26 protein-coding genes and 2 pseudogenes are annotated in these 25,885 nt (G+C 67.6%); 15 read left to right on the forward strand and 13 right to left on the reverse strand.

Features of this window, described 5'->3' with window-relative positions:
* Nucleotides 1-209 precede the first annotated feature (209 nt).
* Entirely contained in the window at nucleotides 210-710 is a 501-nt protein-coding gene (locus A5764_RS11330; protein ID WP_067113180.1) for a hypothetical protein, read from the forward strand.
* Nucleotide 711: 1 nt separating this feature from the next.
* On the opposite strand, the gene A5764_RS11335 is transcribed toward A5764_RS11330, so the two are convergent.
* The 3 genes from A5764_RS11335 to A5764_RS11345 are packed head-to-tail and all read right to left on the reverse strand — an operon-like array spanning nucleotide 712 to nucleotide 2,364.
* Complete coding sequence (locus A5764_RS11335) at nucleotides 712-1,212, reverse strand: nitroreductase family deazaflavin-dependent oxidoreductase (RefSeq protein WP_067113240.1); 501 nt, start codon at nucleotides 1,210-1,212, stop codon at nucleotides 712-714.
* Between the two features lie 54 nt (nucleotides 1,213-1,266).
* Nucleotides 1,267-1,797 carry a pyridoxamine 5'-phosphate oxidase family protein gene (locus A5764_RS11340; RefSeq protein ID WP_067113182.1) on the reverse strand — a complete coding sequence of 177 codons (531 nt, stop codon included), beginning with the start codon at nucleotides 1,795-1,797 and terminating at the stop codon, nucleotides 1,267-1,269.
* A gap of 30 nt (nucleotides 1,798-1,827) precedes the next feature.
* Complete coding sequence (locus tag A5764_RS11345) at nucleotides 1,828-2,364, reverse strand: NUDIX hydrolase (protein WP_067113184.1); 537 nt, start codon at nucleotides 2,362-2,364, stop codon at nucleotides 1,828-1,830.
* A gap of 45 nt (nucleotides 2,365-2,409) precedes the next feature.
* Here A5764_RS11345 and A5764_RS11350 point away from each other — a divergent pair, with 45 nt between their 5' ends.
* The 3 genes from A5764_RS11350 (at nucleotide 2,410) to A5764_RS11360 (ending at nucleotide 5,513) form a co-directional block, all read left to right on the forward strand.
* Nucleotides 2,410-2,781, forward strand: a complete 372-nt coding sequence (locus A5764_RS11350; RefSeq protein WP_067113243.1) for a nuclear transport factor 2 family protein — start codon at nucleotides 2,410-2,412, stop codon at nucleotides 2,779-2,781.
* A gap of 13 nt (nucleotides 2,782-2,794) precedes the next feature.
* Nucleotides 2,795-3,607: a transporter substrate-binding domain-containing protein gene (locus tag A5764_RS11355; RefSeq protein WP_067113186.1), complete on the forward strand. Its 813-nt coding sequence runs from the start codon at nucleotides 2,795-2,797 to the stop codon at nucleotides 3,605-3,607.
* 181 nt (nucleotides 3,608-3,788) lie between these two features.
* Nucleotides 3,789-5,513, forward strand: coding sequence for an NAD-binding protein (locus tag A5764_RS11360; RefSeq protein ID WP_067113190.1), 1,725 nt, complete (start codon nucleotides 3,789-3,791; stop codon nucleotides 5,511-5,513).
* Here the strand turns inward: A5764_RS11360 and A5764_RS11365 are convergent.
* The gene (locus tag A5764_RS11365) at nucleotides 5,510-6,388 is read right to left on the reverse strand and encodes an LLM class flavin-dependent oxidoreductase (RefSeq protein WP_067113246.1); all 879 of its coding nucleotides are present in this window, start codon (nucleotides 6,386-6,388) and stop codon (nucleotides 5,510-5,512) included. The genes A5764_RS11360 and A5764_RS11365 overlap by 4 nt on opposite strands.
* Nucleotides 6,389-6,458: 70 nt before the next feature.
* On the opposite strand from A5764_RS11365, the gene A5764_RS11370 reads away from it, so the two are divergent.
* Nucleotides 6,459-6,872: a VOC family protein gene (locus tag A5764_RS11370; protein WP_067113249.1), complete on the forward strand. Its 414-nt coding sequence runs from the start codon at nucleotides 6,459-6,461 to the stop codon at nucleotides 6,870-6,872.
* Nucleotides 6,873-6,922: 50 nt separating this feature from the next.
* The gene (locus tag A5764_RS11375; protein ID WP_067113193.1) at nucleotides 6,923-7,312 is read left to right on the forward strand and encodes a VOC family protein; all 390 of its coding nucleotides are present in this window, start codon (nucleotides 6,923-6,925) and stop codon (nucleotides 7,310-7,312) included.
* 10 nt (nucleotides 7,313-7,322) lie between these two features.
* On the opposite strand, the gene A5764_RS11380 is transcribed toward A5764_RS11375, so the two are convergent.
* Nucleotides 7,323-7,985 (reverse strand): GntR family transcriptional regulator, encoded by a 663-nt coding sequence (locus A5764_RS11380; RefSeq protein WP_067113196.1) that lies wholly within the window; start codon nucleotides 7,983-7,985, stop codon nucleotides 7,323-7,325.
* A gap of 137 nt (nucleotides 7,986-8,122) precedes the next feature.
* On the opposite strand from A5764_RS11380, the gene A5764_RS11385 reads away from it, so the two are divergent.
* Together A5764_RS11385 and budA are read left to right on the forward strand one after the other, a co-directional pair.
* Nucleotides 8,123-8,467, forward strand: coding sequence for a hypothetical protein (locus A5764_RS11385; RefSeq protein ID WP_156664624.1), 345 nt, complete (start codon nucleotides 8,123-8,125; stop codon nucleotides 8,465-8,467).
* A 115-nt stretch (nucleotides 8,468-8,582) separates the two neighbouring features.
* A complete protein-coding gene (gene budA / locus A5764_RS11390) occupies nucleotides 8,583-9,308 on the forward strand; it encodes an acetolactate decarboxylase (RefSeq protein WP_067113251.1) in 726 nt (241 codons plus the stop codon).
* Nucleotides 9,309-9,325: 17 nt separating this feature from the next.
* On the opposite strand, the gene A5764_RS11395 is transcribed toward budA, so the two are convergent.
* The 3 genes and pseudogenes from A5764_RS11395 to cysD all read right to left on the reverse strand — a co-directional run bounded on the left by A5764_RS11395 (nucleotide 9,326) and on the right by cysD (nucleotide 12,705).
* Nucleotides 9,326-9,811 carry an RrF2 family transcriptional regulator gene (locus A5764_RS11395; RefSeq protein WP_067113202.1) on the reverse strand — a complete coding sequence of 162 codons (486 nt, stop codon included), beginning with the start codon at nucleotides 9,809-9,811 and terminating at the stop codon, nucleotides 9,326-9,328.
* 43 nt (nucleotides 9,812-9,854) lie between these two features.
* Nucleotides 9,855-11,708, reverse strand: coding sequence for an adenylyl-sulfate kinase (gene cysC, locus A5764_RS11400; protein WP_067113205.1), 1,854 nt, complete (start codon nucleotides 11,706-11,708; stop codon nucleotides 9,855-9,857).
* Nucleotides 11,708-12,705, reverse strand: a pseudogene (gene cysD, locus A5764_RS11405) (sulfate adenylyltransferase subunit CysD). The gene cysC and the pseudogene cysD overlap by 1 nt, the downstream one beginning before the upstream one ends.
* A 109-nt stretch (nucleotides 12,706-12,814) precedes the next feature.
* Between cysD and A5764_RS11410 the strand changes: the two are divergent.
* Complete coding sequence (locus A5764_RS11410; protein ID WP_067113212.1) at nucleotides 12,815-13,240, forward strand: PaaI family thioesterase; 426 nt, start codon at nucleotides 12,815-12,817, stop codon at nucleotides 13,238-13,240.
* Nucleotides 13,241-13,255: 15 nt separating this feature from the next.
* Here A5764_RS11410 and A5764_RS11415 read toward each other — a convergent pair whose 3' ends face one another.
* Entirely contained in the window at nucleotides 13,256-13,747 is a 492-nt protein-coding gene (locus tag A5764_RS11415) for a carbonic anhydrase (RefSeq protein ID WP_067113215.1), read from the reverse strand.
* Nucleotides 13,748-14,098: 351 nt separating this feature from the next.
* Here A5764_RS11415 and A5764_RS11420 point away from each other — a divergent pair, with 351 nt between their 5' ends.
* Genes A5764_RS11420 through A5764_RS11435 form a run of 4 tightly spaced genes read left to right on the forward strand, consistent with a single transcriptional unit; the run spans nucleotide 14,099 to nucleotide 19,524 of the window.
* A complete protein-coding gene (locus tag A5764_RS11420) occupies nucleotides 14,099-15,076 on the forward strand; it encodes an ABC transporter permease (RefSeq protein ID WP_067113218.1) in 978 nt (325 codons plus the stop codon).
* Nucleotides 15,073-15,999: an ABC transporter permease gene (locus A5764_RS11425; protein WP_067113221.1), complete on the forward strand. Its 927-nt coding sequence runs from the start codon at nucleotides 15,073-15,075 to the stop codon at nucleotides 15,997-15,999. Before A5764_RS11420 ends, A5764_RS11425 begins: the two co-directional genes overlap by 4 nt.
* On the forward strand, nucleotides 15,996-17,834 hold the full coding sequence (locus A5764_RS11430) for an ABC transporter ATP-binding protein (RefSeq protein ID WP_067113224.1): 1,839 nt from the start codon (nucleotides 15,996-15,998) through the stop codon (nucleotides 17,832-17,834). Before A5764_RS11425 ends, A5764_RS11430 begins: the two co-directional genes overlap by 4 nt.
* The gene (locus A5764_RS11435) at nucleotides 17,827-19,524 is read left to right on the forward strand and encodes an ABC transporter family substrate-binding protein (RefSeq protein ID WP_067113227.1); all 1,698 of its coding nucleotides are present in this window, start codon (nucleotides 17,827-17,829) and stop codon (nucleotides 19,522-19,524) included. Before A5764_RS11430 ends, A5764_RS11435 begins: the two co-directional genes overlap by 8 nt.
* Here the strand turns inward: A5764_RS11435 and A5764_RS11440 are convergent.
* The 3 genes from A5764_RS11440 to A5764_RS11450 all read right to left on the reverse strand — a co-directional run bounded on the left by A5764_RS11440 (nucleotide 19,511) and on the right by A5764_RS11450 (nucleotide 24,619).
* Nucleotides 19,511-20,755, reverse strand: coding sequence for an alpha/beta hydrolase (locus A5764_RS11440; protein WP_067113228.1), 1,245 nt, complete (start codon nucleotides 20,753-20,755; stop codon nucleotides 19,511-19,513). The genes A5764_RS11435 and A5764_RS11440 overlap by 14 nt on opposite strands.
* Before the next feature lie 88 nt (nucleotides 20,756-20,843).
* Nucleotides 20,844-23,465 carry an ATP-binding protein gene (locus tag A5764_RS11445; protein WP_067113230.1) on the reverse strand — a complete coding sequence of 874 codons (2,622 nt, stop codon included), beginning with the start codon at nucleotides 23,463-23,465 and terminating at the stop codon, nucleotides 20,844-20,846.
* Nucleotides 23,462-24,619, reverse strand: a complete 1,158-nt coding sequence (locus A5764_RS11450) for an exonuclease SbcCD subunit D (RefSeq protein WP_067113232.1) — start codon at nucleotides 24,617-24,619, stop codon at nucleotides 23,462-23,464. The genes A5764_RS11445 and A5764_RS11450 overlap by 4 nt, the downstream gene beginning before the upstream one ends.
* A gap of 104 nt (nucleotides 24,620-24,723) precedes the next feature.
* Between A5764_RS11450 and A5764_RS11455 the strand changes: the two are divergent.
* Nucleotides 24,724-24,995: pseudogene (locus A5764_RS11455) on the forward strand (DUF222 domain-containing protein); the annotation flags it as partial.
* A 91-nt stretch (nucleotides 24,996-25,086) separates the two neighbouring features.
* Nucleotides 25,087-25,659 (forward strand): carboxymuconolactone decarboxylase family protein, encoded by a 573-nt coding sequence (locus A5764_RS11460; RefSeq protein ID WP_067113237.1) that lies wholly within the window; start codon nucleotides 25,087-25,089, stop codon nucleotides 25,657-25,659.
* A gap of 121 nt (nucleotides 25,660-25,780) precedes the next feature.
* Here A5764_RS11460 and A5764_RS29360 read toward each other — a convergent pair.
* Nucleotides 25,781-25,885, reverse strand: a 105-nt coding sequence (locus A5764_RS29360; RefSeq protein ID WP_231989682.1) for a hypothetical protein, incomplete at its 5' end; no start/stop codon positions are given.

A 25,885-nucleotide genomic window follows, 5' to 3' on the forward strand; every position in this document is an offset into this window, starting at 1 on the left:
TCCCTTCCGTTCTTCAAGGCGTTAGCAAGGCCGCCAGCAGTGTGCGGGTCCAAGGCAGCGCAACTAGGAACAATAGCCAAAGCTTGGAAAGAAGGCTCCTGGCAATTCAGGGGGCTGACGGGTGCGCGCTCGACAGCGCGTCGAAAGCTGGCTGGCAAAGTGCGTCGTTTTGCGCTGGTTTTGCCGGTGCCAAGACTTAGCCTGGGACCATGGCCGCCGACAGATCCGACACCCAGTTGGAGGCGCACATCCGAGCATTGCTGGGTGCGCTGAACGAGCGTCAGAACCGGGACGAAATAATCCGGGATCGCATGGCCGCACTCGAGCAACCGGGCCAGGACGACGCGGCGGCTCTGCAGCGTTACGTCGATGAACTCACCGCGATCTACGCGGAAAGCCTGGGAGGCTTGTACGACCGGATCGCGGCACACGGCCAAGCCATCGGCAGGCTGACCGACGAAACGGAGATCACCGAACGAGTCAACAAGATGATGGCGCTGGCGGCGGTCGAGAGCCGCGACATCGTCAAATTACTCAACAGCGTTGTGAACGCTGCGAATAGGAAGAACCCACTCACCGTTGCGGCCGTGTTGGTCGCGGGATTTACCACCGGCCTCCGCAGCGTGCCCCGGCAAAGCCAGCTCGACCAGTTGACGCTCGACCTCTCGGCGTATTGCCTCACGAGATTCCCGCCACCCGACTTCGGCTAGGTCAGCTCCGGCTCAGGATGAACGCCTCGATGTGGCGGTTGCCAGCCCGCGTTTCGTACTTCCGCCAGCCGGGGTAGATCTCGAGGCCCTTCGCCCAGATCTCCTCGCGCTCGCTGGGAGTGGCGAGCCGGGCGGTGGCATGCCAGGTATCGCGGCCGACGGCGACCTCGGCTTCCGGGTGGGCCTTGAGGTTGTAATACCAGGCGGGGTGCTTCGGGCTTCCAAAGTTGGATGCGATCAATGCCAGGCCCTCGGGGTGCGGGATCCCGTATAGCGCGACGGTGCGGGGTTCCCCCGATTTGGCGCCCCTGGTGGTGAGCATGACCGCGGGGGCGCCGGAGACAATCTCGGCGAAGCTGATTCTGCCCCCGGTGACCTTGGTCAGGGCTTTGTCTAGATGGTGTGCCGACGGGCGGAGAAGCGCGACGCCCACCTTCGTGGCAGCGACGGTGCGCATCATCCGATGGAACGCGTTGGCATCTTCGAAAGACCGGCCGGGCATGGTGTCATTGTCGCCCAAGCCGAGCGGACTCACGCCCTGATTCGCGGGGCCGCCTCAACCCAACTGAAACTTCGTGGCGCCGAACGGCTCCGAGGTGCCCAACGCGAACACCGTCGAAGGCTGGACGCGATAGACATGCCACGGCGCCGGACCGGCCGACGGCGCACTGTACTCCGCCGTGACCGCGTCACCAGCGACCTCGCAAGGCCAGCCGTTACGCGCGAAAAGCTCTGCAACGGACGATAATTCGCCAGGATCTGTAATCCGCTCAGCGTTGCCTTCGACGACGAGGTCGAACGGCTCCGTGGCGACGCTGACCGCGCATCGGGGATCGCGGGCCAGGTTGCGGGACTTGCGAGTCGCCGGGCCGGAGGTGAAGTACCAACTGCCGTTCTGGCTCATCACCCCGACCGCCATCACGTGCGGGCTGCCGTCGGGGTTGATCGTGGTCAGCCACACCGTGTGGCGTTGCGGGCCGCCGGTGCCGGGCGCCTGCGTCAGCTGACTGTCCAGCACCGCCTGGACTCGGTCCCATTCGATGGGCGGCGTTCCGTATCCGTCGAGATTGCGCTGTGTGATGGTCATGCAGGGATTGACCGATGCCGGCCCCGGAATTCATCGCTCCCACAGCAGGAACAGTCCGTAGGCGGCGATCGACTGCGCGTCCGCGATCACCCCCGAGCGCATCATCTCCTCGACGACCTCTCGCGAGAACCACTCGCTGCGCATGTCCTGCTCCTCGTGCTCGCGGTCCGCCTCGCCCTCGATGATCCCGGTAGCCAGAAACACCCAGCCCCGCTGACTGCTCATCCCTGCTGCGACGTCGAGCTGCCCGAGCGCCTCGAACGACAGGGCGCGCAATCCGGTTTCCTCGCGCAGTTCGCGCGCGGCAAGCTCCGACGGTTCGGCCTCCGCCAGGTCGGGAGCACTGCCCTGCGGGAACTCCCAGCGCCGCGCGCCGAGGGGGTAGCGGAACTGCTCGACCAACCGGAACCGATGCCCGTCATACGGCATCACCAGCGCGTACGTCGGCTTGTCCACCACGGCGTAGATGCCGGGGCTGCCGTCGGGGCGGCGGATGTCGTCCTCCCGGAGCACCAGCCACTTGTTCCGATAGATCTCGCGGGAAGCGACGCGTTCGATGGAATGCACACCGTCAGTATCGCCGTCGGTCGAACCGCTGTAGCGTCCGAAGGCATGTCGTCCCCGGAAGCCATCACGCAGACCGTCAGCCGCTACCTCGAACTCCTCGCCGCCGGCGCCACCGACGAGATCCTGGCCCTGTACGCCTCCGATGCCACGGTCGAGGATCCGATCGGATCGGACCTCCGGCGTGGGAACGACTCCATCCGCGAGTTCTACGCCGGATTCCAGGACCTCAAGAAGGAGACCGAGCTGGCCGAAGTGCGGGTCGGTGGCAGCGAGGCTGCGTTTCTGTGGCACCTCACGCTGGATGCCGGTGAGAGCCGCACGCGCATCTCGCCCATCTCGGTGATGACCTTTGACGAGGACGCGAAGATCACGTCGATGCGCGCGTTCTGGTCACCTTCGGACGTCAAGGTCATCTAGCCGACGTAGCCGCGTGAGCCGAAAGCCGTCCGCAGCTGTCGTATTCGTAGTCGCGCTGACCGCGGTCGCCGCGTTGGCCACTTCATGCCTGGCGCAACCGCCGGACACACAAGCCGATCTGGACCGGATCGTCGGGGCGGGCACCGTGCGGGTGTGCAGCACCGGCGATTACCAGCCCTTCACGTACCGCGACCCCCAGGGACGCTGGAGCGGAATGGACGTCGATCTGGCCGGCGACCTGGCCCACCGGCTCGGCGTCACGCTGCTGCTCGTGCCGACCACCTGGTCAACGATGCTCAACGACCTTGACGACCGGTGCGACCTGGCAATGGGCGGCATCACCATAACTCTCGATCGGGCCCGCAAGGCGCTGTATTCGGCACCGTACCTCCGCGATGGCAAGGCCGCCGTCGTGCGTTGCGCCGACCTCTCGAAATACCAGTCTCTCTCCGATATCGACCGGCCCGGGGTACGAGTGATCGTCAATCCCGACGGCACCAACGCGGAATTCGACAAAGCGAACCTGCACAACGCGACGGTCGTCGACTATCAAGGCAACACCACCATTTTCGGCCAGATCATTTCCGGAAGAGCCGACGCGATGATCACGGATGCCACCGAAATCCGTTGGCAGACTGGTCGACATCCCGAGTTGTGCGGGGTGGACGTGGACCGACCATTCAACTTCGCGCAAAAGGCATACCTGATCCGCCGGTCCGCGACCACAACGCAGCAGTGGGTCAACCAGTGGCTCAACATCATTGCCAACGACGGCACCTACGCGCCGATAAGCCAGCGGTGGTTGGGCCGCGTTGTCGGACCCTGAACTTCATGCGAGGCTGGTGAGCTCGGCGGCCGCTTGATGCGCCGCACCGTCTCATCGATGCGTCAAGTATGGGGCGTTGCGCTGGCACAAATGGGCGTGGTGTCCGATAGTCATAGCAACCAGCGAACGCCAGTGTCACCGGAGGTGGGATCATGCCGGACGACCGGAAGCGGGCGTAACCATGCGCGGCCACATCATTGTCAGCGGTGACGACGCGCTGGCGAGGACGATCGTCGAGGAGCTCAACAACGCCGGTGTGCACATCGTCAAGCTCGCCACCGCCGCCGAGCTCGCCGCCGCCGGGGTCGCCCACGCTCAAGCAGTGATCTGCGTCGGGGACGACGACGCGACCAACCTCGAAATCGCACTGCTGGCAAGGAAAGCCAACCCCGATGTGCGCGTGGTGGCCCGGCTGGCCAATGACGTATTGCGGACGGCGATGACGGCCGACCGGCGCCCCGGCGCGATTCTGGACGTTGCGGACCTGGCGGCGCCGTCGGTCGTCGAGGCATGCCTGGCGCACACCGTGCACCCGTTCGAGGCGGCGGGCATCGAATTCGTCGTCTCGGGCGTCGAGGCACCCCGGGACGCCACGCTGCGCGAGATCTTCGGCGATCTGGCGCCGGTGGCGGTGATTCACGGCGAGAACTGCGCGACCCCGGGCAAGGTGGAGACATGCCCGGGCCGCGACCTGCCGGTGCACGCCGGTGACTGGACCGCCATGATCGGCACCGCCGGGGAGTTGGCCGCGCGCGGGATCAAGGTCCCGCGGCCGACCCCGATGCGGTCACGCCGGACGCGGACACGGCGAGCGCTCGACACCGTCCGCGGCCTGCGTGACGACGTCAATCCGATGTTCCCGCGGGCGTTGTTTGCCGCGGCGTGCCTGCTGATCGGGTCGACGGTCGCCTTGCGCTTCACCTATCAGGGCTACCAGCCTCATCCGAGGATGACGTGGCTCGACGCGTTGTACTTCAGCGCCGAGACGATCACGACGGTGGGCTACGGCGACTTCAGCTTCGTCCACCAGCCGACCTGGCTACGCCTGTTCGGCATCGGCCTGATGTTCGCCGGCGTGACCACCACCGCGCTGCTGGTCGCGTTCATCGCCGACCTGCTGCTGTCGCAACGCTTCGCCCACTCGGCCGGACGGCGGCGGGTGCACCACCTGCGCAACCACATCATCGTCGTGGGGCTGGGTTCGTTCGGCAGCCGTGTCGTCGCCGATCTGACCGCCGCCGGATACGAGCTCGCGGTCGTCGAACGCGACGAGAACAACCGCTTCCTGTCGTCGGCGGCCGACCTCGACGTGCCGGTGATCTTCGGCGACGCGACGCTGCGCCAGACCCTGGAATCAGCGGGCGTCGCCCGGGCCCGGGCGGTGGCGGTGCTGACGCAGGACGACATGGTGAACATCGAGGCCGGCATCGTGCTGCGGGAGATGCTGGGGCCGCGGGTGATGCCCGGGGTCATCCGGCCCGACGTCCCGCTGGTGCTGCGTGTGTACGACCGCGCGCTGGGCGCCGCGGTGGCCCAGCGGTTCGGATTCGAAAACGTCCGCTCCACAGTCGAATTGGCGGCGCCATGGTTCATCGGCGCCGCCATGGGACTGCAAGTGCTCGGGACGTTCTCGGTCGGGCAGCGCTCCTTCATGGTCGGCGCAATGCATGTGGCCCCGGGCAGCGAACTCGACGGGCTCAAGATGTTCGAACTGTCCACCCAAACCCGCGTCATAGCGATCACCCGTCAGGACGCGCCCGTCGCGTTGCATCCGCGCCGCGACGCCTGGCTTCGCGGCGGGGACACCGTCTACCTCGTCGGCCCCTATCGCGAACTGTTGGCGACGCTGCGCAAGGGGCAGCCGCCCCGCGAGCCCGCCGCCGACGACGAGCGCGCCACAGCCTAGACCTGCCCCGCCACGTCGGCCGCGCGTCGCAGCTGGTCGAGGTCCGAACTGGTCGGGATGAGCTGTACCTCGTCGGTGCCGATCCCCTCGAACTTGCGCAGCACTGCGAGCAGCTCGTCCTCGCTGCCGGCCCAGCCCGTCATCGGGGCCATCGCGTCGACGTACTCGGCCGGTATCCAGTTCAGGTAGCGGCGCAGATGACGATGCACCTGGGCGCGCGCCCGCTCGGGTGAGCCGAACGCGAACCAGAACGAGGTCGCCAGGTGGGGTTTCGGCTTGCCGGCCTGCGCCCACGCCTCGCGCGCCACCTCGAACAGCTCGTTCTGCTTGGCGACGTCGAGGTCCAGCGTGGTGCCGGCCATCCCGTCGGCCCACGCCGCGGCGCTGCGGACGCTCTTCGGCCCCATGCCGCCGACGAACAGCGGCGGGCCCCCGGCCTGCACCGGGGGCGGCCCGACCGGCAGCGTGGACTCGGTGATCTTTTCGCCGGCCCACACCCGCTTCATGATTTCCACGCGTTCGGCCATCCCGCGGATCGTCTGGGTCGCCGGGTCGGCGCCCACGGCGTGGTAGTCCTCGTGCCGGCCGCCCAGCCCCACGCCCACGGTCAGCCGCCCGCCACACAGCAGGTCGCCCGTGGCCAGCGCCTTGGCCAGCATCACCGGATGGTGCAGCTGCGGCACGATCACCGTCGTCACCAGCCGCACCCGGTCGGTCCAGGCGGCCAGCGCACCGAGCAGCGTCAGGTTGTCGGGATTTTCGAACGCGATGCGCTCGCCCCAACACAGCGACGAGAACGGACCCTCGTCGATGGCGCGCGCCCAGTTCTCCAGCACCGTCGCATCCAGGTCCGGCTCCATCACCGGCATCGTCATCGCTATCCGCACGACGGCGATTTTGGCATGGGAAGCAGCATCGGGTCCGTTCAGTGGCAGCATGGGGCAGATGGGTTTGGGCAGCACCTCCATCGCACACGTGCGGCTGACCGTCACCGACATTGAGCGATCGCGGCAGTTCTATGAGACCGTGTTCGGTTGGCCGGTGTTGCTGGAGGTGCCCGAGAATGCCGACGAGGCCACCCGCAGCCAGTTCGGCTTCCTGTTCGGCGGCGTCATCTACGACCTCGGCGGCACGCTGCTCGGTTTGCGGCCGGTCGCCACGGACCGCTTCGACGAGGACCGCGTCGGTCTGGACCACCTCGCGTTCCGGCTCGGCAGCAAGGCCGAATTGGACGCGGCGGCAGCGCATCTCGACGAAGTAGGCGTGCAGCACGAGCCGGTCAAAGACATTGGGCCGTCATACATTCTGGAGTTTCGCGACCCCGACAACATCGCACTGGAGCTCACGGCGCCGAAGTAGCGCTTCGCGCGTTGTCGCGCCGCGCCCAGAGTGGTTGACTGGAAAGAGTCATGACCATCAGTTTCAACCACACCATCGTCGCCTCGCGCGACAAGCGCGAGTCCGCGGAATTCCTCACCGAACTGTTCGGCCTGCCCAGCCCGAAACCAGCCGGCCATTTCATGGCCGTGGCGCTCGAGCACGGCGTCAACCTGGACTACGCCGATGTTCCCGAGGGCGAGGAAGTCCGTCGCCAGCACTATGCCTTTTTGGTTTCCGACCAGGACTTCGACGCCATCTACGGCAAGATCACGTCGCGTGGCCTGCAGCACTGGGCGGACCCTCGTCGGCAACGGCCCAACGAGATCAACCACAACCACGGCGGCCGCGGGGTGTACTTCCTCGATCCCTCCGGGCACGCCATGGAGATTCTGACCCGGCCCTACGGCTCGGACAATTGAGTGCCTCGATCTAGAACGGCTCGGCGGCGAGACCCAGGGCGCGCACCGTGCCCGCGAGATGGGTCCGGACGGTTTCCAGCGCCTTCTCCCGATCGCCGTCACGCAGCGCTTCAGCGATAGCAAGATGCTCGTCCATGATCGTCGTGATGCGGGCCGGATCGCGGACCATCGATTCGCCGGTCATGCGCATCTGACGATCATGTAACGACGAGTAGAAATTCGACAGGAGCGCGTTGCCCGACTCGTCGACGGTGACGCGGTGAAACGCGCGGTCGGCGGCAACGAACTCCTTCCAGTCCGGCACGGCGGCCGCGTCGTGCTGCCGCTGCAGCTCCTCGCAGAGCCGCTCGAATACCCCCGCACCCGCGGCCGGCCCCCGTCGCACCAGCTTGCCGACCGCGAACTGCTCGAGGACCAGCCTGGCCTCCATGACGGCGCGGACCTCGTCGGCAGAAACCGGCACCACGAAGGCACCGCGCTGTGGGTACAGCCGCAGCAGCCCCTCGGCCTCCAGTCGCAGGAAGGCCTCCCGCACCGGAGTGCGCGACATCCCCAGCGCGGCGGCGACATCGCCCTCGCTGATCAGTTCCCCGCCCGGAAAAGCCCCGCTGAGCACCTGATTCTTCACGTACTCGAGCGCGCGGTCCTTGGCCGTCGTCGCCTTCGTCGCCACGACGCCTCCTTGCAGATCACTCGTATCCAAATGGTGTGCATACCGTACACGCGCGGCCGTCGCGTCACAGCTGATACTCAGATACAAGTGTAATACTACTTAGGCACAAGCCGTCGAAGCGCTGAAAGGAGGCCGGAATGTCGATCGCAGACTCAGGACAGCCCGCTCTTGGATCGCCGGATCCGGACCCGCCGTCTCCCGCGCCCACGACCCGTCCGCACCGCCGAGTGATCGCGACGCTGGTCGGCGCCGCTATCGGCCTGGGCTCCAGCGTCCTGGGAGCGGCGCCGGCCAACGCCGCCCCACACCCGGACGGCAGCGGCCCCAACCCGTTCGGCACCCTCAGCTGCGGTTGCCCGGACGCGGCCCCCGGCGGCGGCCAGGCCGATCGGCAGGCGATAACTCGGGGAATCCGGGAAGGCCTCTCCGGGTCGGCGCCGGCACTGCCCGCGGCCGCGGCGGCAAGTAAACTTCTGCCGTGATGGCTGATTCGCCTGTCCTACAACGAGTGCGGTAATCCATGCGGTTAGGTCCGGCCACCCGGTGCTGATTCCAAACGAGCCCCCGTTGGGCGTCTTGCGCCGCTGGGCGCACGAGATGCTCGCGCATCACCACGGCGACGGTGTGTACCAGACGTCGACGATGGGCGCGCTGCTCGACGGTGTCTACGACGGGGATGTCACGGTCCGGGAATTGCTGCGGCACGGGGACTTTGGCCTGGGCACGTTCAACGGCCTCGACGGCGAAATGCTCGTGCTCGACGGGATCTGCCATCAGCTGCGCGGCGACGGCAGCGCACGCGTCGCCGGGCTCGACCAGCTCACCCCGTTCGCGGTGGTGACCTGGTTCCACCCCGACCGCAGCATCGAAGTGTCCGAGCCGCATGACCGCGCCGCGGTCAAGGCACTCATCGACGCGTCGTTGGAGAGCACGAACCTGATCGTCGCCGTCCGGGTCACCGGTGACTTCAGCATCATTCGCACCCGCACAGTCACCGAGCAGCACAGGCCGTACCGACCGTTTACCGAGGCCACGCAAGACCAGCAGGAGATCGCCTTCAGCGACGTCAGCGGCATTCTGGGCGGATTTCGCATGCCCGACTACGAGCAGGGCATCTCCGTTGCCGGCTACCACTCCCACTTCATCGATCGGGAGGGCAAGCACGGCGGGCACGCGCTCGACTACCGACTGACCCGGGGCACGATCGAGATCAGCGTCCGCACCGACCTGCATCTGAGCCTGCCGCGCACGCAGCAGTTCCTGGCCGCGGACCTGAACAAGGCCGACTTCGACAGCCAGATACGCCAGACCGAGGAAGGTTGACGCGGGCGGTCGACTCGCTAGTCGCCGCGCCGCGGTGCGCCGTGCCGCTCGGTCTCCTGGTCGCGATAGTCATCGGCGAGCTGCGCGACGTGATTGGGCAGGGCACCACTCGCGACGTCGGCCAGCGTCGTGCATTCCAGCACCGAACGCATGCTGGCCCGCAACGCCCGCCACACGTCGGCCAGGGGCGCGGTCGGCCCGGAATAAGGCAGGTCACCCAGCCCGATGTCGCGCACGCTGGCCAGCGGTCCGTCGATGCAGCGCAATACGTCCGCGATGCTGATTTCGTTTCCCGGACGGGCCAGTTCGTAGCCGCCCTCGCGACCGCGATGGCTGCGCACCAGCCGGTCGGTGCGCAGGTTGGTGAGGATGTCGACGAGGAATTGCGGCGGGATGCCCTGAGCCTGGGCCAGGTCTTCGGTCTTGACCAGCGTGCCGCTGTTCACCGTGGCGAGCTGGACCATCGCCCGAACCGCGTATTCCGCCTTGGCTGACATCCGCACGCTGTGGATTGTGCCACCCGGCGCGGCGACTTACACGAGCGCGCTAGTGCCGTGACTCCATCAGGTCGATGATGCTCTGCGCCTGCTCCTCCAGTGAGCTCTCCGGGGTGAGCCGCAAGTCCGGGTTCTTCGGCCGCTGATACGGGCTGTCGACGCCGGTGAAGTGGGTGATCTCGCCCGCGCGCGCTTTGGCGTAGAGCCCCTTGGGATCACGCTTCTCGCAGTCTGCGAGCGGGGTGTCGCAGAACACCTCGACGAAGTCGACGCCGGCCTCGGCGTGCACGTTGCGGGCCATCTCCCGGTGCTCGGCCAGCGGGCTGATCGCCGGCACCAGCACGGTTTGGCCGGAGTCGGCCAGCAGCGTGGCCACGTGCGCCAGCCGGCGTAGGTTCTCGGCCCGGTCGGCCATGGAAAAGCCCAGGTCGGCGTTCAGGCCGTGCCGCAGGTTGTCGCCGTCGAGAACGTAAGCGGGAAGGCCCTTTTCGAGCAGTTTTTGCTCGACGAGCATGGCCACCGACGACTTGCCGGCCCCCGACAGGCCGGTGAGCCACACCGTGCTGCCCCGGCTCGCCCTGTCCGTGGCGGTAACCAGCGACTTGTGCCGCACGGTGTTTGGGCTCGCCGCCTGCGCCGAGACGTCCCGCAACACCATGCCCGCGGCCACGGTGCCGTTGGTGTCGGGATCGATGAGGATGAACGAGCCGGTGCTGGCGTTGCGGGTGTACTCGTCGAGCAGCAGCGGCACCCGAGTGCGCAGCGAGATCCGGCCAAGTTCGTTGAGCTTCAACGCCGTTGCGGTCTTGTCGCGATGCAGCGTGTTGACGTCGAGCCGGTAGTCCAGCGCGGTGACCCGCGCGCGCGTGGTCCGGGTGGTGTGCTTGATGACGTAGTCGCGGCCGGGCTCCAGCGCCGAAGTGTCGGCCATCCAGCAGACCGTCGCATCGAAGTCCTGCGCGACCCTGGGCTGGTTGTTGGTGCGCGCGATCAGGTCGCCGCGGGAGATGTCGAGGTCGTCGGCGAGGCTGATCGACACGGCCATCGGCGGAAACGCTTCGGCCACTGGCCCGTTCGGCCCGTCGATCGTGGTGATGCGGGTCGTCTTGCCGACCGGCAGCACCACCACCTCGTCGCCGGGACGCATCACCCCGCTGGCCACGGTTCCGGCGTAGCTGCGGTGGTCTTGGTGCTCGTGGGTCTGTGGCCGGATGACGTACTGGACCGGGAAGCGCACATCGACCAGGTTGCGGTCACCGGCGATGTAGACCTCCTCGAGGTGCGACAGCAGCGCCGGCCCCTCGTACCACGGCGCCTTGTCGGACTTGGTCACCACGTTGTCGCCGTGCAGCGCCGACATCGGGATGGTGGCGACGTCCTGCACGTCCAGTCGGGCGGCGAAGGCGTAGAACTCGTCGCGGATCGCCTCGAATTTCTCCCTGTCCCAATCGATCAGGTCCATCTTGTTGACCGCGAGCACGATGTGCTGGATGCCCAGCAGCGACGCCAGGAAGGCATGCCGGCGCGACTGCTCGAGCAGACCGTGCCGTGCGTCGACGAGCACGATGACCAGCTGGGCGGTCGAGGCGCCGGTCACCATGTTGCGGGTGTACTGGATGTGCCCCGGCGTGTCGGCGATGATGAATTTCCGTTTGGGCGTGGCGAAGTAGCGGTAGGCGACGTCGATGGTGATGCCCTGTTCGCGCTCGGCCCGCAGGCCGTCGGTGACCAGCGCCAGGTCGGTGTAGTCGTGGCCGCGCTCCTTGGACGTGCGCTCCACCGACGCCCACTGGTCTTCCATGACGGCCTTGGAGTCATACAGCAAGCGCCCGATCAGTGTGGATTTGCCGTCGTCGACGGAGCCGGCGGTCGCCAGCCTCAAAAGCGTTGTCGGCGCGGCCATCAGAAGTAACCCTGCCGCTTGCGGTCTTCCATCCCGGCCTCCGAGATCCTGTCGTCGGCCCTGGTCGCGCCGCGCTCGGTCAGCCTCGACACGGCGGTCTCGGCGATGACCTCCGACACGGTGGCCGCCTCGGATTCCACACATCCGGTGCAGGTGACGTCTCCGACGGTGCGGAAGCGCACCGTGGCCTCGAACACCGGCTCGTCGGCGCGAGGCTGCATGTGCCGGTCCACCGCCAGCAGCATACCGTCACGGCGAAAGACCTTGCGCCGGTGGGCGAAATAGATCGGCGGCAACTTGATCTTTTCCGCGCCGATGTAGGACCAGATGTCGAACTCGGTCCAGTTGGACAGCGGGAACACCCGGATGTGCTCGCCCTTGTGGTGCCGGCCGTTGTAGACGTTCCACAGCTCGGGCCGCTGCGCCTTGGGGTCCCACTGGCCGAACTCGTCGCGGAAGCTGAACACCCGCTCCTTGGCGCGCGCCTTCTCTTCGTCGCGGCGCGCCCCACCGAAGGCGGCGTCGAACTTGTTCTCCCGGATGGCGCGCAGCAGCGTCACCGTCTGGATCGGGTTGCGCGACGGGATCGTCTCGACGACCCGACCCGCATCGATGTCATCCTGCACCGACGCCACGATCAGGCGCACCCCGGCCTCGGCGACCAGTTCGTCGCGGGTGGCGATCACCTCGTCGAAATTGTGGCCGGTGTCGACGTGCATGACCGGGAACGGCAACCGCCCCGGCCGGAACGCCTTCAGGGCCAGGTGCAGCATGACGATGGAGTCCTTGCCGCCCGAGAACAGCAGCACCGGCCGCTCGAACTCCGCGGCCACCTCCCGGATGATGTGGATGGCCTCGGCCTCCAGCGAGCGCAGATGGCTCAATTCGTACTGGCCGACGGCCGGGGTGGCCTTCACAGCGCTGGTCATGGTTCCCTCGTCGTATTTGGATTCCGGATAAATCTGGTAGGACTGGCCATATTTACGGTTATAACCATTTATGGAACCAGCCGGCCCGGCCTCTGTCAACGACAAACATCGGACGCTTTACGCCACGGCCGGCGTCGGCCCTTTGCCGCGGCAGCCCGGGTGCGAAAGCATGGACGGATGTCGACCACCACTCAGCCGTCCAGCGGCCGCGACGTCATCGCGCGGTTCCTTCCCCAGTCGCCGTTCGTCGCGAAGCTGGGGATCGTGGCCGATCAGCTCAGCGACGACGAGGTCAGGCTGAGACTGCCGTGGGATCCGTCCAACGTCACCGTCGGCGACATGGTCCACGGCGGCGCGATCGCCACCCTGGCCGACCTGACGGTGATGGCGGCCGCGTGGTGCGGCGCCGAAGCGCCCCCGGAACTGCGCGGCGTGACGGTGTCGATGACCCTGGATTTCATGGCACCGGCCCGCGCCACCGACGTGATCGGGGTGGGCCGGGTGCTGCGGCGCGGACGGTCGCTGACCAACTGCGAGGCCGAGATCGTCGACCCGGAGGGCAGGCTGCTCGCCAAAGCCCTCGCCACCTACAAGGTGGGCTGACTACTGGGCCGAGCGCTAGAGAGTGACTTCCTCGAGCCTGCCGGTGGCGACGTTGAAGATGAAGCCCCGCAACGACACGTGCTTGGTCACGAACGGGCTGTTGTCGATCCGGCGCAGCGATTGCCGGACATCATCGGCGAGGTCCGGGAACGCCTCGGCCGCCCACGGCGGTTTTACCCCGGTCTCGTCCTGGATGGCGCGCTTGAAGTCGTCGTCGGTGAAGGTGAGCATCCCGCAGTCGGTGTGGTGGATCAGGATGATCTCCTGCGTCCCCAGCAGCCGCTGGCTGATGGCCAGCGAGCGGATGACGTCGTCGGTGACCACGCCGCCGGCGTTGCGGATGACGTGGGCCTCCCCCTCGTTGAGGCCGAGGGCGCGGTACACGTCGAGCCGGGCATCCATGCACGCGACGACCGCGACGTGTTTGCTCGGAGGCATCGGCAGCGGGCCCGTGAAGGCGCTGGCGTATTCGGCGTTGTTGGCCAGGTAGTCATCGGTAACGGCCACGGAAGCCTCCTGGATCGGTCGGTGCGCAGTGGATCGTAACAACCGTCCATCGGGAGTTCACGGGTAAAAATCAGGGGCCCTTTCGGGTCCCTGATTTTCCATTCGTCCCATTTGTCACTCGAGCAACCGCGGGGGCCGGATGTGTTTTTTTGTTCACCTCCGAGCGGCAATCGGCGGTGATCCGCAGAGACTCTGCCGACGTCGCTGCGAGGGCGGAAACATCGGTGTTCAGCGAATAAGGACGATGGGCAGCCGGCACGCACGGCGACACGACATGACCCCAGGCGATCCTGCCGGGCCGTCGTTGGCTCGTTAACCTGTCCCAATGCGGCACGGGCGGCTCGGTCGGGCATGATTCGCTTCCTGGCGCGCCGGTTGCTGAACTATGTCGTGCTGCTGGCGCTGGCGTCGTTTTTGACCTACTGCCTGACCTCGGTGGCCTTCTCGCCGCTGGACAGCCTGCTACAGCGCAACCCGCGCCCCCCGCAGGCCGTCATCGACGCCAAGGCGCACACGCTGGGCTTGGACAAGCCGATCCCGATCCGCTACACGCACTGGGCCTCGCAGGTGGTGCGCGGCGACTTCGGCACCACGATCACCGGCCAGCCGGTCGCCACCACGCTGTGGCGGCGCGTCGGGGTCAGCCTGCGGCTGCTGGTCATCGGCTCCGTGGTGGGCACCGTGCTGGGTGTCGTGGCCGGGGCGTGGGGCGCCATCCGCCAGTACCGACTCAGTGACCGGGTCGTCACCATGTTCGCGCTGCTCGCGCTGAGCACCCCGACTTTCGTCATCGCCAACCTGTTGATCCTGGGCGCGCTGCGGGTGAACTGGGCCTTCGGTGTCCAGCTCTTTGACTACACCGGGGAGACGTCACCGGGCGTGGCCCACGGCGTCTGGCCACAGTTGATCGACCGGTTGCGGCATTTGATCCTGCCCACGCTGACGCTGGCGGTGGTCGCCGCCGCGGGATACAGCCGCTATCAGCGCAACGCGATGCTCGACGTGCTCGGCCAGGACTTCATTCGCACCGCCCGCGCCAAGGGGCTCACCCGTCGGCGTGCGCTGCTCAAACACGGGCTGCGCACCGCGCTGATACCGCTGGCCACGTTGTTCGCGTATGGGGTGGCCGGGCTGGTCACCGGGGCGGTGTTCGTCGAGAAGATCTTCGGGTGGCACGGCATGGGCGAGTGGCTGGTGCAAGGCATTTCGACTCAGGACACCAACATCATCGCCGCGATCACGCTGTTCTCCGGAACGGTCGTGTTGCTGGCCGGCCTGCTCTCCGACGTCATCTACGCCGCGCTCGATCCAAGGGTCCGGGTGTCATGACGCGCACCGACCCCGAAACCGAAGTGGCCCAGGGGATATCGCCTTCCGTCGAGGGTTTCACCTCGCGCCGCACCCTGGTGCTGCGCCGGTTCGCGCGGAACCGGCTCGCGGTGGCGTCGCTGGCGCTCCTGGTGTTGCTGTTCGTCGGCTGCTACACGCTGCCGGGGCTGCTGCCCTACTCCTACGACGACCTCGACTTCAACGCACTGCTGCAGCCGCCGAACGCCCGTCATTGGCTGGGCACCAACGCGCTGGGCCAGGACCTGTTGGCGCAAATCCTGCGGGGAATGCAGAAGTCGATGCTGATCGGCGTCTGCGTGGCGTTCATCTCCACCGGTATCGCCGCCACCGTCGGGTCCATCTCGGGCTATTTCGGGGGCTGGCGAGATCGGGTGCTGATGTGGGTGGTGGACCTGCTGTTGGTGGTGCCGAGCTTCATCCTGATCGCCATCCTCACGCCGCGAGTCAAGAAGTCGTCGAGCATCCTGCTGCTGGTGCTGCTGCTGGCCTGCTTCGGCTGGATGATCAGCTCCCGCATGGTGCGCGGCATGACCATGAGCCTGCGCGAACGCGAATTCATCCGAGCCGCACGGTATATGGGCGTGTCAAGCCGCCGGATCATCCTGCGACACGTGGTCCCCAACGTGGCTTCGATCCTGATCATCGACGCCGCGCTCAACGTCGCCTCAGCGATCCTGGCCGAAACCGGTCTGAGCTTCCTCGGTTTCGGCATCCAGCCGCCCGACGTGTCGCTGGGCACCCTGATCGCCAATGGCACCCAGTCCGCGACCACCTTCCCGTGGGTGTTCTTGTTTCCGGCCGGGGTCTTGGTGTTGATCCTGGTGTGCGCCAACCTGACCGGCGATGGTCTGCGCGACGCGCTCGACCCCGGCAGCGGGATGCTGCGCGGCGGTGCGCGGTGAGCCCGCTGCTGGAAGTGACCGACCTGGAGGTCGCCTTTCCCACCGACGGCCAACCGGTGACGGCGGTGCGTGGCATCAGCTACCACATCAATCCCGGGGAAGTCGTGGCGATGGTCGGCGAATCGGGCTCGGGCAAGTCGGTGTCGGCGATGGCGGTGGTGGGCCTGCTGCCCGAGTATGCCCGCGTGCGGGGCTCGGTCCGGTTGCGCGACACCGAGCTACTGGGCCTGGGTGACGACGCGATGTCGCGGTTCCGCGGCAAGGCGGTCGGCATGGTGTTCCAGGATCCGATGTCGGCGCTGACGCCGGTCTACACCGTGGGCGACCAGATCGCCGAGGCGATCTCGGTACACCAGCCACGGGTCGGCAGGAAGGACGCCCGCCGGCGCGCGGTGGAACTGCTTGAGCTGGTTGGTATCTCACAGCCAGAGCGACGCGCGCGGGCGTTTCCGCACGAGCTGTCCGGCGGTGAACGGCAGCGGGTGGTCATCGCGATCGCGATCGCCAACGATCCCGACCTGTTGATCTGCGACGAGCCGACCACCGCGTTGGATGTGACCGTGCAGGCGCAGATCCTCGAGGTGCTCAAGACCGCGCGCGATGTCACCGGCGCCGGGGTGCTCGTCATCACCCACGACCTCGGGGTGGTCGCCGAGTTCGCCGACCGGGCGCTGGTGATGTACGCCGGCCGGGTCGTCGAGTTCGCCAGCGTGACCGACCTTTACCGGGCTCGCCAGATGCCGTATACCGTCGGCCTGTTGGGTTCGGTTCCCCGGTTGGACGCCGCGCAGGGCACCCGGCTGGTGCCCATCCCCGGCGCTCCTCCGTCGCTGGTCGCCCTCGAGCCGGGATGCCCGTTCGCGCCGCGCTGCCCGCTGGTCATCGACGAGTGCCGCGCCGCCGAACCGGAATTGATCGAGGTCGGCGCGGATCATCGGGCGGCCTGCATCCGCACCGACCAGGTCGGCGAGCGCAGCGCCGCGGAGATCTACGGGATCGACACGGAAACCCATGCGGCGGTTGACGGCGACTCGTCGGTGGTGGTGCGGGTGCGGGATCTGGTCAAGACCTACCGGCTGACGAAGGGCGTGGTGCTGCGCCGCGCCGTCGGCGAGGTGCGCGCCGTCGACGGCATCAGCTTCGAGTTGCGGCAGGGGCGCACCCTGGGCATCGTCGGCGAGTCCGGTTCGGGCAAGTCAACCACCCTGCACGAGGTCCTGGAACTCATTGCGCCGCAATCGGGTTCGATCGAGGTGCTGGGCATCGATGTCGCCACGCTGAGACCGGCGGCCCGCCGATCGCTGCGCCGCGACATCCAGGTCGTCTTCCAGGACCCGGTCGCGTCGTTGGACCCGCGGCTACCTGTCTTCGAGCTGCTCGCCGAGCCGTTGTGGGCCAACGGGTTCGAGAAGAACGAGACGAACTCGCGAGTCGCCGAGCTGCTCGAGATCGTGGGATTGCGCCGCGCCGACGCGGCCCGCTACCCCGCCGAGTTCTCCGGTGGGCAGAAGCAGCGCATCGGCATCGCGCGGGCGCTGGCCTTGCAGCCGAAGATACTGGCCCTCGACGAGCCGGTGTCCGCGCTCGATGTCTCGATCCAGGCCGGGATCATCAACCTGCTGCTCGACCTGCAGGAGCGGTTTGGTTTGTCCTATCTATTTGTGTCGCATGATCTATCGGTGGTCAAACACCTCGCCCACCACGTGGCGGTGATGTACGCCGGCGCCGTCGTGGAGCAGGGGGACAGCGAGCAGGTCTTCGCCAACCCGCAGCACGATTACACCCGCCGGCTGCTGAGCGCGGTGCCGCAACCGGATCCGGGGAAATATGCCTAGGGCGCGAACTCGGGCGGGAAACGTGCCGATCCGCGTGAGAGCGCTGCTCCTGGTGGCCGGTCTGGCGCTCACCGGCTGCTCACCGGCCATCGACCTGGCGCCGCCGGCCGGCAACAGGGCTTCGGTCGGCACCACCAGCGACATCAACCCGCAGGATCCGGCCACGCTGCAGGACGGCGGAAACCTGCGGCTGGCGCTCAGCGACCTGCCGCCCAACTTCAACATCCTGCACATCGACGGCAATTCGGCCGAGGTCGCGTCGATGATGAAGGCCACGCTGCCGCGGGCTTTCATCATCGGGCCGGACGGCTCTACCGCCGTCGACACCGACTACTTCACCAGCGTCGAACTCACCGGCACCAATCCTCAGGTGGTCACCTACACCATCAACCCGAAGGCGGTGTGGTCCGACGGGACACCGATCACCTGGCGCGACATCGCCAGCCAAACCCACGCCCTGAGCGGCGTCGACAAGAACTTCGCGATCGCCGGGCCCGCCGGCGCCGACCGGGTCGCGTCTGTCACCCGCGGGGTCGACGACCGGCAGGCCGTCATGACCTTCGCCAAGCCGTACGCCGAGTGGCGGGGCATGTTCGCCGGCAACGGCATGCTGCTGCCCGCCAGCATGACCGCCACGCCCGAGGCGTTCAACACCGGCCAGCTCGACGGGCCGGGCCCGTCGGCCGGGCCGTTCATCATTTCCTCGCTCGACCGGACCACGCAACGAATCACGTTGACCCGCAACCCGAAATGGTGGGGCAAGCGGCCGCGCCTGGACAGCATCACCTATCTGGTGCTCGATGACGCGGCGCGGCTACCGGCGCTGCAGAACAACACGATCGACGCCACCGGGATCGGTACGGTGGACCAGCTGACCATCGCGCAGCGCACCAAGGGGATCTCGATCCGGCGCGCGCCCGCCCCGAGCTGGTCGCACTTCACTTTCAACGGCGCGCACGGGGCGATCCTGGAGGACCCGGCGCTGCGGGTCGCGGTTGCCAAGGGCATCGACCGCGAGACCATCGCCAGGGTCGTGCAGTACGGGCTGACCAGCAACCCGGTAGCGCTGAACAACCACGTCTATGTCGCCGGGCAGGAGGGCTACCAGGACAACAGCGCGGTCCTCCCCTACGACCCGGCCGCGGCGCGACGGGAGCTCGACGCCCTGGGCTGGAAGCTCAACGGCCAGTTCCGCGAGAAGGACGGCCGCCAGCTGGTCGTTCGCGATTTGTTCTACGACGCGCAGGGCAGCAAGGTGTTCGCCCAGATCGCCCAGCACAGTCTGGCCCAGATCGGGGTCAAGCTGGAACTCGTGGCGCGGGCCGGCAGCGGCTTTTTCACCAACTACATCAACGTCGGGGCCTTCGATATCGCGCAGTTCGGCTGGATTGGCGACGCGTTCCCGCTCTCGGCACTGACCCAGATCTACAAGTCCGACGGTGAAAGCAATTTCGGCAAGATCGGCAGCCCCGAGATCGACGCCGCCATCGAGCGCACCCTCCAGGAACTCGATCCGGAAAAGGCGCGGGCATTGGCCAACGACGTCGACAAGCTGATCTGGGCCGAGGGATTCAGCCTGCCGCTGACCCAGTCCCCGGGCGACGCTGCGGTGCGCAGCACGCTGGCCAACTTCGGTGCCGTCGGCCTCGCCGACCTGAACTACACCGCGATCGGATTCATGCGCACCTGATCCGCCGCCGCAGCGGCCCCGGGGCCGGCACGGCACCTTCGACGATGGCGGCCAACTCGACCGCCTTCCACAGCAGGCGGACCTCGGGCCTGGGCGGAAGCTGGTCAAGTGCCGGCGCTTGGGCGGCCAGTCCCTCGAACTCGCCGCGGAATGCGGCTTTGGCGACGGCCAGGGCGGCGGGTTCGCGAAAGTCCAGCGCACTGTGCGCCATGGTCGGCATCTTCAACAGCTCCGCCCGAGGCAGCAGCGACGCCACGCGCTGAGCCACCGCCGGTGGGGTGATCAGATCTCGGCCACCGGAGATCACCGCGGTTGGCCAACCGAAGTTCGGCATCTCGGCCGGCAGGTTGTACGGTTCGTCTTCGAAAGTTGCCGTCTGCGTGCGGAATTCGCGTTCAGCCACCGCGGGGTCAAGCGGCAGTCCGTCGGGTTCGGCGGCGTAGTCGAGTTCCCGGAACGCGATGCGGCTCACCAGGTCTTCCTCGTAGCGGTACGGCAGGTTGCCCAGGGTTGCGAAGTGAGATAGAGCCCACCACAACACGTTTCGGCCGTCGAGCAATAGGTCGAGTTCCCGATCCAGCAGCGTGGCGCCGCCGTGGCCGTAGATCGTCGCGACGATCTGGGTTGCCGACGCAGTCATCACCCCCGCATCGACGAGCTTGCGGACCTTGGGCGCCAGGGGGGCCGTCTCGGGGCTGTCGCCCCTGAGCAGCAGCCGCCGGATTGCGCGGCGCACGATCACGATGTCGTGGCGCGACAGCAGCGGCGAATCGAGGACCATCGACCGAACCCGGCTCGGATGGCGCACGCCGACCCCGGCCGCGATGTAGGTGCCGTACGAGCTGCCATAGATGACGGCCGAGTCGACCTTGGCGTCGTCGAGCACCGCGGCCACGTCGTCGACGACCTGATTGACGGTGAGCGCCTCCGGCGGCAGGTCGGCGCCATCGTCGTCGTGTCGCGACATCCCGATGCCGCGGTGCTCGATCATGATGACGTCGAGGCCGGCGGCGGCCGCTCGGCGCCTAAGCCCCCTGTACATCTGCACCGACGCCACGCCGGGGCCGCCCGGGATGATCACCAGCGGGTGGGCGGACTTGCGGCCGGCGCGCACGTAGTAGAGGTCGAACTCGTCGGGGCGGTCGGGCGAAACCGGCCGGCGTACCGGCCGGACGCCGGGCAGCGCCGCCAGCTTTTCCTGCTGACGGCGCCGTTTCGCAGTCATCGTCATCGGTGGTGCCCCGCCATGGTTCCATTCTGCCGAGAAGGCCGTTTGCCCTAGATACCCGCAGCGGCACACGGCAACGCGCCGCGAGGGCTTAGGCGCTGAGATCGATGCGGTGGGCGCCCTTGACGCCGTCGTATCGGTCGGGGCTGCAGGTGAGGACGATGACCTGTCCGTGGGCGCCGACGTTGTCGAACACCTCCCCCATCTTGGCCAGCCGGTCCGGGTCGGTGAACCCTAGCGCATCGTCGACCACCACGGGAACGGTGTCCTCCTTGGCCACCAGGGCGGCGCCGGCCAGCCGCGCCAGGATGCCGAGTTGCTCCTTAGCGCCACCGGACAACGATTCGTAAGGCACCGTGACGCCGTCCAGGGTGCGGCTGCGGATGCACAGATCGCTGTCGACGTCGACCTCGAAGGTGGGCCCGAACACCGGGCGGCCCAGCCGCTGCAGTTCGGCGCGGTAGGGCTCGACGTAGCGCTGCCTGGTGGTGTCGCGATGGCGCGTCATCACCGAACGCAGCAGCTGTGCGGCCCGCGCCCGGCCGCCCACCCGGTCGTGCTCGCTGGCGGCGTGCTCACGCTCGGTCTGCGCGGCATCGAGCTTGCCTTGGCGGCCCTCGCTGCCGAAAACCGACAGTTCGATGCTGATCTCGCGCAGCGCGCGGGCCGCATCTTCGTAGCGATCGCGCAGTGACTCGGCTTCCTTTGTGGCGTCCGCCAATTCGGTGGCAACCACCTCCGGTTCGGCGGCCGCGAGCTCGTCGGTCAGCTGGCCGACACGCCGCTCGGCGTCTTGTGTCGCTGTCAGCGCGGCGGCCGCCGCCGCCGCGAGGTCCTCGTCGCTGACCGACGCCCGCTCCTCGGCCAGCCGGTCGGCGGCCGCGTCCAGCTCGGCGCGTTGCGTTTCCAGCTTATTCAGTGAAACCGTTGCGTGCGTGGCTATTTCGGTCAGCTTTGCGTTGGCCGCGGCCGCGACGCGGCGCCGTTCCTCGCAGGCGGCGGTCGCGGCCGCGTGGGCGGCCTCCGCGGCATCGAGTTCGGCGCGGGCGGCGGTGATGTCGGTTTCGGGCTCGGTTGGTTGACCGTCGCGCAACCGCGCCAGCCGCTCGCGCAGCTCATCGATGTGCTCGTCGCCGCACAGACCGGCCAGGGTGGCCGTTAACTGGTCGCGGCCGCCCTCCAGTTCGCGGCGACGCTGGTCGGCGGCTCGCGCGGACGCGAGGTCGGCGACGCCGCCGGCTGTCAGCGCGGCGGTCAGATCCGCCTGTGCCGCAGCGTATTTGGCTTGGATGTCGAGCGTGGTCGCGCCAGGAGTGACCCGCGCGGTGAGCACACCGGGGACTTCGACCGTGGTGGCGCCGGTCGCGGTGATGGACCAGGTTTGGCCCGCCGACAGCGAGACTCGTTGGTCGCCGGCGGCGAGCTCGAGGTCGGCGACGGCGGTGAATTCCAGCTCCGCGGACGTCAACGCCAACTGACCGCCGATGCGATCGACGGCGGCCGCGGCGTTTTCGATTCGCCGCAGCACCTCCTCGGTGACGGCGACCAGTGGAGGCTCCGACAGCTGCGCGCAGACTCGGTCGCGGTCGCGCTGGATAGTCGCGATCTTGGCCAGCCGGGCGCTCAACCGGTCGACCTCCTCGCGGCCGGCCAGCCGCTCGACGGTGCGCCGCGCGGATTCGGTGCGGCGTTGCACGTCGGCCAGGGCTTCGGTGGCGTCCTCGACGGCGGCGGTCGCGGCGTGGGCCTCGTCGCGGGCGGCCGCCAGGGCCCCCGCGGCGTGCTCGACCTCGGCCTCCGCGGCGGCGACCGTCGCTGTGCGCGTTTCGATTTCGGCCAGCAGCCGCGCGCGGCCGCTATGGGCGGCGGTCGCGGCGGCGCTGGTGGCCGCCGCCGCCCCGGCGACCAGCTTGGCCTCGCGTGCCTGGTTGGTGAGCTCGGCGATCCGGTCGGCGGCGGCCCGAGCCGCGGACAGCCGGGGAGCGGCGGCGATCCGCTGCTGGGACAGCTCGGCGACGTGCTCGGTCAGGGCGGCGTGGCGACTCACCCGGTCGTCCACTTCGGCCACCGCCGCCTCGCATTCGGCGGCCGCCGCCTCGGCGTCGGCCAGCCTCGAGATGGCGGCGGCCCACTCGCCGGTGGGACGTCCCGTTGGGGTGAAATAACGTCCGTACTCGGCGTCGATCCGCTCGATCAGCAGCGGCTCGGTGCCGGACAGCGCCGCGGCGTCGCCCGCCGCGACGTCCAGCGCGCGCGACAGCGCGTCGCACCCCGACAGGTCCACCACGGCGGTCGAGGTGGCCTGCAGCACCCGCTGCGCGTGCCACAGATCGTTGTCCACCGTCTCGGCCAGCATCGCCCGAACCCGTTCGTGGGCCTCGTCGCCGGTCAGCTGTTCGCGACGCGGTGTCAGCACCGTCAACTCCGTCTCGCATTTCTTGTGGAACCGCTTGCGGTATACGAAACGGTAAGGGCCGCAGCTGATCTCGGCGCTGACTTCGGAGCCGACGTCGCTGTTGGTCGGCTTGACCTGCTTGACTTCCTTCTTGGTGGAGCGGTCCCGGCATTCGAGCAGCAGGTCCAGGGCCTCGATCATCGACGACTTGCCGATCTCGTTGGCGCCGCAGACCACCACCACGCCCTGGTCGGGGAACTCGATCTCGCGGTGCGCGACGCCGCGGTAATTGGCGAGCACCAGCCGGTGCAGCTTCATGCGGCGCCCCGATCGGTCAGCCGTAGCAACAGCGCCAGCGCGGCCTGCGCGTCGACCGCGGACTCGGCGTCCGGATCGCGTGCCGTTGACACCAGCTCCTCGACGGCCGCGGCGGCGAACCCGCCGATGCCGAGGTCGGTGAACTCGCCGTCGGCGGGGATGACGGCCAGGTCGGTGTGGCTGTCCCAGGTGCGCAAGTGGGCGAACAGCCGTGCATAGCGGTCCAGACAGGCATCCAGCGCGGCGCGGTCGGTGACCGTCAGCGAACCCGTCAGCGCCAAGCGCACCACGGTTCGGTCCTTTTCGGTCATCAGGTCCAGGTTCAGGTCGAGGTCGGCGATGTCACGGCTGTCGTCGACCTGGCGATGCAGGGTGACGAACCGCCAGCGGCCGACGCGCCGGGGCTCGACGGCGACGGTGCGCGCGGAGTCGGATTCGTCGATGTCGACGACCAGGACGTGACCGGGGTCCGATTCGACGTCGTCGAAGTTGGTGACTTCCGGGGAGCCCGAGTACCAGACGCGGCCCGCGCCACCGACCTTGGTGAGCGAATGCTTGTCCCCCAGCGCGACATAGTGCACCGCCCCGCGGGCCAGCGCGCCGTTGATGTTGGCGAGCCGGATCAGCGAGGGCTTGTCTCGATCGGGGTCGAGCGTGTCGACGCCGCCGTGAGCGACGAGGATCCGGGTGACCGGTTCTGCTTCCGGGGGCAGGCCTTCGAGCACCTCGGCGACCAGGTCGGTGGTCGGGGACTTGGACCGCCACGGGGCGGCGACGATCTCGAGCCCGGGCCGGATTTCGTGGATGCCGGGGTGGTCGAGCACTGTGACATTGTCGGGACGCTCGGCGCTGAACAGGGCGCTGGTGTAGACCGACGACGCGTCGAGCGGATCGTGGTTGCCCGGGAGCAGGTAGACCGGAATTCCGATGGCGCGCATGGCTTCCAGGGACTGCCCGATCACCTGCGGGGCGAGCTGATTGTGCTCGAAGACGTCGCCGGAGACCACGACGAACTCCGCGCCTACCTCCGCCGCGAGCGCGCCCAGCCCCGCCACCGCGTCGCGGCGCGCGGCCGAATAGCGCGGCTGGGCGTCGCCGGCTAGGAAGTGCCGGGTCATGCCCAACTGCCAGTCGGCGGTGTGCAGGAATCGCATGCTCGCGAGGTCCTTTCGAGTTGCGTCTGTCAGGGCATCGCGAAGTCTATGGCGGTCTACCGACAGGACGCGGGACCTCGGTCGGCAGGTCTCCGGGCGTCGTGCTGCTGGCCTCCGGAGACCTCGGCCAGCACAACGGTCTGCCTACGTCGATCATCATGACCACCACACAGAAGGAACTCGAGGCCGTCGCCAGCATGGGGCTGACGGGCGGGGGCACCATGCTGTCGATGAGCGATGTGATCCGCCAGGCGCGCCACGGCCACCCCTACGTCGCCATCTTCGACAAGGGCAAGTCCCTAGCCCTCTACCACACCAAGCGGCTTGTCTCCCCGTACAACGAATTGTGTTGTATGCCACCGATCGCAGCTGTTCGGTTTTCGCATTGAAATCGACGCCAGCGTGACGCCCACTCGCAAAAGTTCGCGCTAACGTCCATCTCGCGGAACAGTTAGGAGGACAAGCCCATGGGAAAGCCCACTCCGTATCACGCGTCGGTCGTCGTTCCACTCCCGGACGAAGACGAGATTGCCCGATCCTTCGGCGACGGGTATGACCCCGCCACCGCTCTTAACGTCGTGAAGATGATGAGCGGCACCGGAGACTTGTTTCCTGCGCTGATCGGCATGGTGGAGGCCGTCTTCGGTGAGCGCGACATCGACGCCAAGCACCGCGAGGTCATCATTTTGCGTGCGGCGTCGCTACTCAACTGCCCTTACGAGTGGCAAGCGAACGAACGGATGGCCCATAACGCCGGCCTCACGACGCCGGAGATCGATACGATCGCCGGCGACGGCCCTCTGGACAACCTCGACGGTGACTATCAGCTGTTGATCGCTGCCACCGATGAGCTCCTCAGGTCCGGCACTCTCAGCGACGGCAGCCTTCAATCCCTGCTCGACGCGTTTGGGACGACAACGACCCGCAAATACATTGTCACGATCGGGTGGTTCAGCCTGTTGAGTCTGTTTCTCAATGGCACCAGGGTGCCCATGGAAACAAACGACAAGATCGGCCAACGCACCTCGCCTCTGGAATGACCGGTTGGTAAGTAGACGGCTCCGGGTACACAACCAGAACATGCACGCCAAGGATCGCGGCTGCGGCCGAGTAGTGTGAGCGAAATTCTTTATGCCCCAAGGTGTTTGAGCGTAACCGAGCTCAGTTGTTTGTCGGTGGTGGTGGGGGCTGGTAGGGGTCATACCACCACCATTGGGCGCGTTCGCCGGTCGGTCCCGGACACGGCGCCACCGCGGGCCGGGCTGG

The sequence above is a fragment of the Mycobacterium sp. 852002-51057_SCH5723018 genome (assembly GCF_001667035.1).
Lineage (GTDB): Bacteria > Actinomycetota > Actinomycetes > Mycobacteriales > Mycobacteriaceae > Mycobacterium.